Genomic DNA, 11378 nt, shown 5'->3' on the forward strand with positions numbered 1-11378 from the left:
CAAGCTAGCCTACGAGGGACGAAACAGGGGCGGGAGCGAACGGGGGTAACCGCGCTGTGGTGAGAGGTTTTCACTGGGTCGCGAGAAGCGGTCGGCCGCATTTTTCCGTGCGTGCCACGGGTTCCGCTAGCGGCGGCCCTTCTTTTTGTGCACTGCCTCTCCATTCCGACGTTCACGCAAATTGGCCGCCTGCGCACATCGCGTACGGGCGGCCAATAGCTGTGTCGGCTCGCGGGTGCCTACCCCTGTCAGCTCAAACTTCACTACTGGGGGATAGTTTGAGTAGCTTTGAGCACGAAACGAACGGGACAAACCTAGAGTCGGCAAACGGAACGGCGAACAGATCGGCGGACTCCGAGGGGGATCTGGAGCCTCTGCCGGAAGAAGTATCGGAACTACCCATTGCGCTGCTGCAGTTCAGCGAATCACCTCGCCTGGTGGGGCAGAGCAAGAAATACACCGAGCAACTCGCACAGAGCGAGACTCCATTCCCGCCCATTCTGGTGAACGGGCGGAACATGCAGGTGATCGACGGCGTGCACCGAGTCCTGGCGACCCTTCTCAAGGGCGGTAAGACCATCGAGGCACGCGTCGTGAATTTATCACGGCACGACGCATTTCTGCTCGCCATCAAATCAAATACACAACACGGCCTGCCCCTGTCGCTGGCCGACCGGCGTGCGGCGGCGGCACGGCTCAGCGCCTCCCATCCCCACTTGTCCGATCGCATGATCGGAGAGGCGTCCGGGCTGAGCGCCAAGAGCGTGGCCGCCATCCGGCGTTCAACTGCGTCGGGTACGGAGTTGAACGTCCGCGTCGGAAGGGACGGCAGAGCCCGGGCAGTAGACCGGGCGGCGGGCCGGCACCGGGCGGCAGAGGTGATCGCCCAGAACCCGCGGGCCTCCGTGCGGGAAGTGGCCCGGCGTGCCGGGATCTCCCCGGCGACGGCGAGTGACGTGCGCAAGCGGATCCTCGCCGGCGAGGACGTCGTCGGCGAGTCGCCGAGGCCGCCGGCCACCGCCCTGGAGCCGTCGACGGAGTCGGCCTCCGAGCCGGCGCATATCCAGGTGCGGGAGAAGCAGGAGAAGCCGATATCCCTGCTGAAGCCGTTGCTGCACGATCCCGCCATCCTCGACGCGGACCTGGGCAGACGGCTGGTGAGCACGCTGCGGAAGAACCTCGTCGATGACTACCAGTGGCTCGAACTGGCCGACGCCGTGCCGTCGCACTGCGGCGCCCTGGTCATCGCGCTGGCGCAGCAGAACGCGGACAAGTGGCAGGCATTCGCGCAGGCACTGGACGAGCGGGCACTCCCCTCACCTCAACTCGCCGCGGACCAGGACGACTGTACGGCGCCCGCGAGTTGAACCGGTACTGAACGTGCTCGTATGTCCGCATCCCACCGCGGACCCTCATCACCGGAGAACCAGCCAACCGCTTGCCGGTCGCGTCATCCTTTCCGCACCCCCACGCGAAATGGCAGCCGCCCATACGCGAGGTGATCGCATTGCAGCAGTTCGACGCCAGCATCGTTGCCCCTGTTCTGCGCCGGTCGTCCGACGACCTCAAGGAAAAGGAACATGAGCATTCCGCGGAACACGAACAGGAAATCGTCACGGTCGCGATTTCAGCGTTACGTCCGGGTGATTCACCGCGTATCGAGGGCGAGGACCGGGAGCACATCATTCGCTTGGCGGAAACCGAAAGTCCATTGCCGCCGATAATCGTCAACAGGCACACCATGCAGGTGGTTGACGGGGTGCATCGCGTCTTCGCCGCGGTCCTGCGAGGCGAGACCAAGATCCCGGCAGCATTCTTCGACGGCAGCAGAGAAGACGCCTTCCTATTCGCCGTCCGGGCCAATTCAACGCACGGCCTTCCGCTGTCACTCGCGGACCGCCGCACCGCGGCGGAACGGATCCTCGTCTCTCATGGACACATGTCGGACCGGGCGATCGCGCGTGCCACCGGTCTGGGAGCCAAGACCATTGCCACCCTCCGCGGCCGCCTCGCGCCCGCCGCGCCGCAGGTGCGCGTCGGAATCGACGGCAAGGTCCGCCCGGTGAACAGCGTCGAGGGCCGCCGGCGAGCCGCCCAGGTGCTGGCCGAACGTCCAGACGCTTCCCTGCGCGAGGTGGCCAGGTTCGCCGGCATCTCACCCGCCACCGTGACCGACGTCAAGCGGCGGCTCGCGGCCGGCGAGCCTCCGGCGGGAACGCTGCACTCCGTACCCGAGGCCGCCCCCCAGGTCCGGCCGGCCCCGCAGCCGGCGGCGCCGGCACGCGGCCAACGCCGGGAAACCCCGGTGAAGATCGACCCCGGCCGCGCACTGAAGATGCTGATGCGCGATCCCTCGCTGCGCCACAAACAGGTCGGCCGCGAGCTGCTGCGCCTCCTCCACCACAACATGAACGTGATGAGCGAGTGGCCGGAGCTCCTGGACGCAGTCCCGCAGCACTGCACCCGGACGACGGCCGACCTGGCCCGGCAGTACGCCGAGAACTGGGTGAAGTTCGCCGAACATCTCGGAAAACGCGGCTGCTCGGCAGTTCCCGCGACCTGACACGAAAGGGAAGCAATGGCACTGCAGGCGAATGCGGAGACGTACGCATTCCAGGCCGAGGCCGCTCAGATTCTGGACCTCATGGCCCATTCGCTCTACAGCAACAAGGACATCTTTCTACGCGAGTTGATCTCGAATGCGTCAGACGCCATCGACCGGCTCCGGTTCGAACGCAACTCGCAGCCGGAACCGGCCGGTGCCGAGCGGGACGACGACGCGCCGCGGATCCGGGTCACGTTCGACAAGGACGCGGGCACGATCACCATCGCCGACAACGGCATCGGCATGAGCCGCCGGGACGTGATGGACAACATCGGCACCATCGCCCGCTCGGGCACCGCCGAGTTCCTCCGGACGCTCACCGGGGACCAGCGCCGCGACTCCGAGCTGATCGGCAAATTCGGCGTCGGCTTCTATTCCGCGTTCATCGTCGCGGAAAGAGTGGTGCTCACCTCGCGGCGGGCCGGGCTGCCCGCGTCCGACGGCGTGCGCTGGTCGTCGGACGGCAAGGGCGAGTACACGCTGGAGGCCGTCGAGCGCGCCGAGCGCGGCACCACGATCGTGCTCGAGCTGCGGGAGGGCGAGGACGAGCTGCTGAACGAGCACCGGCTGCGCTCGATCATCCAGCGCTACTCGGACCACATCAGCCAGCCGATCGTGATGGAACAGGACGAGGCCCCGGTGAACCAGGCGTCGGCCCTGTGGGCGCGCCCGAAGAGCGAGTTGAGCGAGCAGGACTACCACTCCTACTACCGGCACCTCACCAACGACTTCGCCGATCCGCTCGCCCATCTGCACACGAAGGTCGAGGGACGGTACGAGTACACGCTGCTCCTGTTCATCCCGTCCCGAGCGCCGCACAACCTGTGGGTCCCGCAGGCGCGCGACGGCGTACGCCTGCACATCCGGCGCGTGTTCATCCTCGAGGACTCCGGGCAGCTGCTGCCGAATTACCTGCGCTTCCTGCGCGGGGTCATCGACTCGGCCGACCTGCCGCTGAATGTCTCGCGGGAGATTCTCCAGGGGAGCCAGGCTGTCGCCCATATCCATTCCAGTGCGGTCAAGAGGGTTCTGAAGCTGCTGAAGGAACTGGCGGACAACCAGCCGGAGAAGTACGCCGCCTTCTGGGAGCAGTTCGGCGGTGTACTCAAGCAGGGCATCGCCGACGACCCTCCGCACCGGGAGGACATCACCGAGCTCCTTCGCTTCACCTCCACCCGCTCGGACACGCAAGCCGCCGATGTCTCGCTCCGCGACTACGTGGCCCGGATGAAGGAGGGCCAGGACAAGATCTACTACCTGCTCGCCCCCAGCCCGGCCGCCGCCGCGACCAGCCCGCACCTGGAGGCATTCCGCGCCAAGGGCATCGAGGTGCTCCTGCTGGGTGAGGCGGTGGACGGCTTCGTCGTCTCCGGTCCGCTGCGCGAGTACCAGGGCAAGCAGCTGCAGTCCGTGGCCCAGGGGCCGCCCGACTTCGGCGACTTGGCGGACGAGGCCGAGAAGGAGGCCGCCGACCGGGCGGACTCCGACTACGCCGCGCTCCTCGGCCGGCTCAAGGCACATCTCGCGGGCAAGGCGTGGGACGTACGGCTGACCAGCCGCCTGACGACCTCCCCGGCCTGCATCGTCACCGACGGAGCGGAGACCGATTTCACCGTCGTGCAGCGGCTGCGCGGCTCAGGGCTGCCAAACCAGCCGATCCTCGAGATCAACCCCCGGCACGTCCTGGTCGAGCGGCTCAACCGCGGGCAGGACGACCCGCACCTGCCCGCCTGGGCACACGTCCTGTTCGACCAGGCGGTCCTTGCCACGGGTGCCCCGATCGACACGCCGGCCACGTTCGTCACCCAGCTCAACGACCTGCTGATGTCGCTGGCGGCGGACGCCTGCGGGCCGGACCCATCCTGACGGGTCTTGCACACTGCCGCGGCAACGCGGATCTGTGCCAATCTTGAGCATGCGAATTCTGGTGGCCGAGGACGAGCGCTTCCTGGCGGACCTGGTGGTCGAGGGACTGCACGATGAGGCGATGGCGGTCGACGTCGCCTATGACGGGGCGACGGCGTTGGAGCGCCTCGCCGTCAACGACTACGACGTACTGGTACTGGACCGCGACCTGCCACGGGTGCACGGCGACGAGATCTGCCGCACCGTGGCCCAGCACGGGTCGCGGGTACGCATCCTGATGCTGACCGCCTCCGGCGCGGTGCACGACCGGGTCACGGGACTGAATCTGGGGGCCGACGACTACCTGGCCAAGCCCTTCGCCTTCGACGAACTGGTGGCGCGGGTCCGCGCGCTCGGGCGCCGCGCCGGGCCGCCGCTGCCCCCGGTGCTGGAGTGCGGCGACATCGTCATGGACACGGCGCGCCGGCAGGCGTCCCGCGACGGCCGCTACCTGGCGCTGTCCCGCAAGGAGTACGCGGTCCTTGAGGTGTTGATGCGGGCGAGGGGCGCGGTCGTCAGCACCGAGGAACTGCTGGAGCGGGCCTGGGACGAGTACACGGACCCGTTCACCACGGTCGTCAAGGTGACGATGAGCAAACTCCGCTCCAAGCTCGGCGATCCGCCCGTCATCGTCACCGTGCCGGGAAGCGGCTACAGGCTTTGAGCCCGCATTGACCGCTCTCAAAACGCCCGTTGGCGGGTCGGCGACACTGCGTCGCCGGCCCGCCAACTGCATGGGGCATGGGTCAGTACTTGTCGAAGAATTCCACGATCGCCTCGTTGACCGGCTCCGGGTGCTCCAGATGTCCAAGGTGCCCGCAGCCCGGAATCTCCACCAGGTCGCAGTTCGGGATGGCGGCCGCCACTTCCGCGCCGAGATGCGGCGGTGTGACGGCGTCATCGCCGAAGGTGATGACGCGGCAGGGTGCGGTGATCCTGCCGAGCTCGGATCGGCGGTCCTGGTCGGTGTCGATCCACTGCTGGCCCGCGGCGACCGTTTCCACGTCACCGCCGGCCAGTTCGAATATCTCCAGCCAGGAAGCCACCGCCGCCTCGTCGTTGAGGGTGTCCGGCGAGAGCATGTGGAGCACCGAGCTGACCGCTCGGTACTTCGGCGGCAGCATGACGCCGCTCTCCAGCAGGGCCCGGTCCGCCGCGGACTGCGCCCGGCGCAGCACGTCCGACCGGGCGCGGGTGGCGAGGAGCACCGCGGAGCGGACCAGGTGAGGTTCGCTGATCGCGAGTTCCTGGGCGATCAGCGAACCCAGTGAGGTGCCGAGAATCCGGCACGGTGCCAGGTCCAGCGCCTCGATCAGCCCCTTGGTGTCGGCGATCAGGTCCGCCAGCGCGTACTTGCCCGGCGGGGCGTCCGACGGCGCGATCCCGCGATTGTCGAAGGTGACGGTCGCATAGCCGGCCCGGTGCAGCGCCGGCGTCTGGTACATGTCCCATGCGTGGCCGGCCGCGGCCGACCCCATGATGAGCAGGACCGTCTCGTCGCCCCGCCCCGCCCGCTGGTAGGAGAGCCGGATCCCGTTGGACCTCAGAAATGGCATCGTCGCGCCCCTTTACCAACGCCACTCGCGCTTGTTGAACAGGTGTTCCGCGTGGACCTCGTGCGCCTCGCACCAGGTGAGGAACTCCTCGATCTGCTGGATCTGGAAGGTGTCGGACGTGTACGTCGTCGCCATGACGTGGCCCTGCCAGCTCTCCTCGCCCATGGCGTACACGTACGCCTCTCCGGCTCCGAGCTCGGTCATGATCGCGGCTGCCTGCTCGGCGTTCGAGCCCGACAGCTTGCGCGAGTCGCTCATCTTCTTGGTCACCGGCCGAGTCAGCAGTCCCTGGTAGAGCCAGGTCAGCGGGGCGCCGTCGCACTCCATGCCCAGGAACGCCTTGTCGACGCCGCCCAGGTGCGAGCGGATGTACTGGTACAGCACCGGGTCGATGCCCGAGGAGTCCGCGCCGATGAACGCCGACAGGCCGGCCAGCTGCACGAAGTACGTCGACTTGGAGCGAATGTCGAGGTCGGAGTGCTCGCCGAGGAACGGCGTGGCCACCACCCGGGCGCCGCCCGGCAGCGGCACCTCGTCGAAGTCGTCGACCTCGATCACCGTGAAGCCCATGGACTTGAGGTAGAGACCGATCGACGGGTCGCACAGGTTGCCCCGCGACGAGCGGGGGACCACGACCGCGTCGGTGCGCGCGCGCAGCTGCAGCAGGGTCTCCAGCACGATGTGGTCCTGGTGCCCGTGCGTGATCAGCGCCAGATCGATGTGGTCCGGCAGGTCGTCGAGGGTGTACCGGTCGCCGTGCCGGTTGTCCGTGCTGATGAAGGGATCCACCACGACGGCGGCCTCCGGGCTCTGCAGCACCAGGCACGCGTGCCCGAAGTAGCGGATCCGGCCGCCGTTTTCGATGTGCCGGTCCGGTGCGAGGCTCGGCTCCGGCGCGAGCAGCCGGTCCAGCTGGGCGGCCTGGTCGCCGTCGAGCTCGAGCGCCTCGTGCAGGTGGGCGGCGGTCGTGCCCTCGATCCGCGCCTTCATCAGCTCGTCCAGACCGGGGTGGTCGAAGGGGATCTGCAGATCCAGCACGTCGGGCGAGGGCAGCCGGGGGGTGCTGAGGATGAACGGCCGCTCCACGCCGTCGTCCAGGGAGAGCTGGACGGACTGGCGGTGCCGGTCGAAGGCCTTGCTGTGGTAGAGCAGCGGCTCGATGAGGTGCACGGATGCCTGATTGCTGGTGTCGTAGGCCAGCTCCACCAGCCCGTTGAGCGCCGCCGGCAGCTTCGGGTACAGCGGCGTGAGATCGAAGCCGGTGGCGTTCTGCCGCAGCAGTTCGTCCGCCTCCGCCACGGCGGCGGCGAACGCGAGCATGTCCGCGCGCTCGCGCTTGATCGTGTCCAGCAGCTCGGCGACCTCCGTCGCACGCGACTCCTCGACGTTGACGAAGTACCCGCCGCGCAGAGCGGGGTTGCTGCTGGCCGCGATGTGCACCTGTGGGGACTGGAGATACGACTCGAGCAGCGGCACCTGCACATTCGCCAGATTCATGGAGGCCTGAGCGGGCGCGACGATGTGCATCCACGCATAGAACCTGTCCACCAATGGTTCGATGATCGCATTCGAACGGAGAAATACTCGCTCTCGGCTGTCAGGCATCTGAGCCCCCCTGTACGGAATTAACGCTGCCGTTTTGCAGGCACCCGGCTCGCTGCGAACTGATTCCGCGCATACGCCTGCGCCGCACCTGGCTACTAACGCACCACAGCGCCCCAGCCGCGTCAACGCCGACCAGCCTGCGTTCAACGTGCGAAACGCCGCAGTTGAACGGCTAGAAGGCCGGCGCCACGGGTGGCTGAACGCCGCCTGTACGGTCGGCTCTTGATGGGTCGCGAATACCTGTGCCACAGTGGATCCGCTCGTCGCTGTGGTCCCTTTTCGTCGAGGAATAAGGACAGCCTGGTGCCCAATCCATTCGAGGATCCCGACGCAAGTTATCTGGTCCTGGTCAACGATGAAGGCCAGCATTCACTGTGGCCCGTCTTCGTGGATGTACCCGACGGTTGGGAAACCGTATTCGGCGAGGCGCCCCGGGAAGACTGCCTCGAGTACATCGAGAAATCGTGGACCGACATGCGGCCCAAGAGCCTGATCGAAGCCATGAAATCCACGGACTAGAGCGCCGCCCACGGCGCCCTCGCGTCGCACAGAAGATCGTTTGTGATCGGCCGTCAGGTTTCGCCTGGCGGCCGATTCGCGTTCCGGTGCGCCGGGCGGGATCCGCGGAGCCCTCGCGTCACGCCACCGCTGAGGATTCACCGCCTCCTTACCGGCGATCGGCGCCAATGGAACCTCGGATACTGGTGACCGAGTCACCGTCCCAGGAAGCAGGTACAGAGTATGAGGCCGGTACGGATCATGCGGCGCTTCGCCTCTGTGATCAGTCGCTCGGTGCAGGCCAAGATCACGCTGCTCTACGGCGGTGTGTTCACGATCATCACCCTCGCGGTGCTCAGCAGCGTGCAATGGCTCCAACAGCGTTTTGTCGACGCCAAGTTGAACGACTTCGTGTTCACCGGCCCGGTCTCCACGGTCCCCTGCCCACCGCGACAGCCGGACGTTGCCTGTTCGGCCGGTCCTTACGAGCCGTCCCAGGCCAGTCCCGTCGACGCGGCGGCCGGCCCGAGCCGCAGCATCTTCGACGGGAACGAGGAACTCCACAAGGACGTGGCAAGCACCCAGCAGATCTTCGCCCTGATCGCCATCGCGGCGATGATAGTGCTGGCCTTCGGGGTCTGCTGGTGGCTCACCAGACGGATTCTGCGCCCGCTGCACCGCGTCACCGCCACCGCCCAGCGTCTGTCGCTGTCCACCCTGCACGAACGCATCGGGCTGACCGGACCGCAGGACGAGCTCAAGGACCTCGCCGACACCTTCGACGCGATGCTCGATCGACTGGATCGTGCCGTGGCGAGCCAGCGCCGCTTCGTCGCCAATGCCTCCCACGAGCTGCGCACTCCCCTGGCCATCCAGCGAACCGCGATCGAGGTCGGGCTGTCCAAACCCTCCGCCGAGCGGGTGGCGCGGATCCGTGACGAACTGCTGCGCGCCACCGAGCGGTCCGAGCGGCTCATCGAGGGCCTGCTCGTGCTCGCGCAGGGGGAGCAGGAACTCCTCGACCGGGACCCGGTGGATCTCGCCGCCGTGGTCACTCAGGTCATCGGAGAGCATCTCCCCTTCGCCGAGCGGCGCGGCATCACCCTCACCGCCTCCACTGAGCCGGTCGTCGTCGCGGGCGACGACACGCTGCTCACCCGCCTGGTCGCCAACCTGGTGCAGAACGCGATCCGGCACAACAACGCGGGCGGTTACGTCATCGTCGACCTGTCCGCCGACGGCGGCCTGGTGGTCTGCAACTCCGGCCCGCACGTCCCCGAGGACCAGGTGGACGAGCTGTTCGAGCCGTTCCGGCGGCTGCCCGCGGACCGGACCACCTCGTCAGAGGGCGCGGGCCTGGGGCTGTCCATCGTCTCCGCCATCACGCAGGCCCACGACGGCACCGTACGCGCGACGGCCAACTCCGAGGGCGGGCTCTGGGTCACCGTGTCCCTCCCGGCCCACGCTCCGGCGCCGTCCGCCTGAGTCTCGACTCCGCCTGTGGCCGCGGCCACAGGCGGAGTCGAGACCGGGCCTCAGGCCCCCGGCTGCGTACTCCGCGTCTCCATCCATGCGGCCATCGCCTGCCACGCCCGGTCCAGCATCTCGGGCAGCATCAGGTTGGTGTGCCGACAAGGCAGGCCGACCGCCGCTACGGAACCGCGGACGTAGGGCTCCCAGAGCCGCAGCCGTTCCTCCAGCGTCGCGTTCTCGCCGCCCTCCTCGGCGACGACGAGCAGCAGGTCGCCGTCGAAGACACCGAGCTCGTGCCGTCGCCGCATCTCCGTGTTGTTCCGGAAGATCTTCGCGATGAGGAGCAGTTCCTCCTCCGAGATACCGTCGATGACCTCGCCGATCTCCTCCCTGAACCGAGTCGCCATCTCCCGCAGCATCGTCTCTTGGTCCCGCTCCTCGGGGGCCGGCGGCATGGCGTTCCCGTCCTCCGTGACGCCGACGGACTCCCCGGCCCCGACGGCCTCGACGGGCCGGACCGGCTCATCGTCCCGGGCCTGGGCCGGGTAGGCATCCATGACGACCAGGGCGGCGACGGTCTCACCCGCCTCCTGCAGCCGCACGGCGATCTCGTGTACGGGGATGCCACCGAACGAGAAGCCCACGAGGTGGTAGGGGCCGTCCGGTTGAACGGCACGGATCTGCTCGATGTACTCCGCCGCCAATTCCTCGATGCTGCCCGGTAGCGTGCCGGTGCCGTCCATCCCGGCGGCCTGCAGCCCGTACAGCGGGATGCCGTCCGGGACGAACCGGGCCAACGGCCGGTAGCACCAGCTCAGGCCGGATGCGGGGTGGACGAAGAAGAACGGCGGCTGGTCGCCTTCGGTCCGTATCGGCAGGACCCTGCCGAGCGAGTCACCCATGGACGCCAGGTCCAGCTGGCGGACGATTCCGGCGACGGTCGGCGCCGCGAACACGTTGCGCACCGTGGTGGAGATCCCCTTCTCCCGCAGCCTTGCGGCGAGCGTGACCGCCAGCAGGGAATGCCCGCCGAGCTGGAAGAAGTCGTCGTCGAAGCCGACCTCGTCGACCCCGAGGACATCGGCGAACACCTCGCTCACGACGTACTCCAGGCTCGTGGCGAGATTCCTCGTCGTGGCCGTCCCGGTGGTCCCGGCGGCGTAGTCGGGGGCGGGCAGGGCCTTGCGGTCCAGCTTGCCGTTGGCTGTCAGCGGCAGCCCGTCCAGCGTGACGAACGCGGCCGGGACCATGTGATCGGGCAGCCGGCCCGCCACGAAGCCGCGCAGTTCACCGGTGTCCATGCCGCCCTCGGCATCCGCATCCGCGTCCGCGTCCGCGGGCACCACGTAGGCGACCAGGCGCTTGTCACCCGGGGTGTCCTCACGGGCGATCACCGCGACCCGGGACACCTCCGGATGCGCATGCAGAGCGGCTTCGACCTCGCCGGGCTCGATCCGGAACCCGCGGATCTTCACCTGCTCATCGGCCCGGCCGAGGAACACCAACTGCCCGTCCGACGTCCACTTGGCCAGGTCGCCGGTGCGGTACATGCGCTCCCCGGAATCGGTCGAGAAGGGGCAGGCCACGAACCGCTCACCGGTCAGGCCCACACGGCCGACATAGCCACGCGCCAGCCCGGCACCGGCCACGTACAGCTCGCCCGCCACTCCGACCGGCACCGGCTGCAGCGTCCCATCGAGTACGAACAGCCGGGTGTTGGCGATCGGCGTACCGAT

General features: G+C 68.0%; 9 protein-coding genes. 6 read left to right on the plus strand and 3 right to left on the minus strand.

All coding sequences use genetic code 11. The annotated features are described in order from the left end of the window. Positions 1-437: 437 nt before the first annotated feature. The 4 genes from IEZ19_RS09365 to IEZ19_RS09380 all read left to right on the plus strand — a co-directional run bounded on the left by IEZ19_RS09365 (position 438) and on the right by IEZ19_RS09380 (position 5174). On the plus strand, positions 438-1367 hold the full coding sequence (locus IEZ19_RS09365) for a ParB N-terminal domain-containing protein (RefSeq protein WP_189310609.1): 930 nt from the start codon (positions 438-440) through the stop codon (positions 1365-1367). Between the two features lie 131 nt (positions 1368-1498). Next, a complete protein-coding gene (locus tag IEZ19_RS09370; protein ID WP_229840122.1) occupies positions 1499-2563 on the plus strand; it encodes a ParB/RepB/Spo0J family partition protein in 1065 nt (354 codons plus the stop codon). Between the two features lie 15 nt (positions 2564-2578). Further along, complete coding sequence (gene htpG, locus IEZ19_RS09375) at positions 2579-4471, plus strand: molecular chaperone HtpG (RefSeq protein ID WP_189310610.1); 1893 nt, start codon at positions 2579-2581, stop codon at positions 4469-4471. A 49-nt stretch (positions 4472-4520) separates the two neighbouring features. Further along, a complete protein-coding gene (locus IEZ19_RS09380) occupies positions 4521-5174 on the plus strand; it encodes a response regulator transcription factor (RefSeq protein WP_189310611.1) in 654 nt (217 codons plus the stop codon). A gap of 82 nt (positions 5175-5256) precedes the next feature. Here the strand turns inward: IEZ19_RS09380 and IEZ19_RS09385 are convergent, their stop codons facing one another. Together IEZ19_RS09385 and IEZ19_RS09390 are read right to left on the minus strand one after the other, a co-directional pair. Continuing rightward, on the minus strand, positions 5257-6066 hold the full coding sequence (locus tag IEZ19_RS09385) for an alpha/beta fold hydrolase (protein ID WP_189310612.1): 810 nt from the start codon (positions 6064-6066) through the stop codon (positions 5257-5259). Between the two features lie 12 nt (positions 6067-6078). Beyond that, positions 6079-7671 carry an MBL fold metallo-hydrolase gene (locus IEZ19_RS09390; protein ID WP_189310613.1) on the minus strand — a complete coding sequence of 531 codons (1593 nt, stop codon included), beginning with the start codon at positions 7669-7671 and terminating at the stop codon, positions 6079-6081. 303 nt (positions 7672-7974) lie between these two features. Between IEZ19_RS09390 and IEZ19_RS09395 the strand changes: the two genes are divergently transcribed. Continuing rightward, a complete protein-coding gene (locus IEZ19_RS09395) occupies positions 7975-8190 on the plus strand; it encodes an MbtH family protein (protein WP_308428939.1) in 216 nt (71 codons plus the stop codon). A 222-nt stretch (positions 8191-8412) separates the two neighbouring features. Beyond that, positions 8413-9654 (plus strand): sensor histidine kinase, encoded by a 1242-nt coding sequence (locus IEZ19_RS09400; RefSeq protein ID WP_229840131.1) that lies wholly within the window; start codon positions 8413-8415, stop codon positions 9652-9654. A gap of 50 nt (positions 9655-9704) precedes the next feature. On the opposite strand, the gene IEZ19_RS09405 is transcribed toward IEZ19_RS09400, so the two are convergent. Beyond that, a partial coding sequence (locus IEZ19_RS09405) for an alpha/beta fold hydrolase (RefSeq protein ID WP_189310614.1) occupies positions 9705-11378 on the minus strand: 1674 nt, incomplete at its 5' end.

The organism is Streptomyces brasiliensis, assembly GCF_014647875.1.
GTDB classification, from domain to species: Bacteria; Actinomycetota; Actinomycetes; order Streptomycetales; family Streptomycetaceae; genus Streptomyces; species Streptomyces brasiliensis.

What these genes read in the sequence shown, in the direction of transcription:
- htpG (WP_189310610.1), top strand. Translation starts at nt 2,579, where the DNA reads ATGGCACTGCAGGCGAATGCGGAGACGTACGCATTCCAGGCCGAGGCC.
- IEZ19_RS09380 (WP_189310611.1), top strand. Translation starts at nt 4,521, where the DNA reads ATGCGAATTCTGGTGGCCGAGGACGAGCGCTTCCTGGCGGACCTGGTG.
- IEZ19_RS09385 (WP_189310612.1), bottom strand. Translation starts at nt 6,066, where the DNA reads ATGCCATTTCTGAGGTCCAACGGGATCCGGCTCTCCTACCAGCGGGCG.
- IEZ19_RS09390 (WP_189310613.1), bottom strand. Translation starts at nt 7,671, where the DNA reads ATGCCTGACAGCCGAGAGCGAGTATTTCTCCGTTCGAATGCGATCATC.
- IEZ19_RS09400 (WP_229840131.1), top strand. Translation starts at nt 8,413, where the DNA reads ATGAGGCCGGTACGGATCATGCGGCGCTTCGCCTCTGTGATCAGTCGC.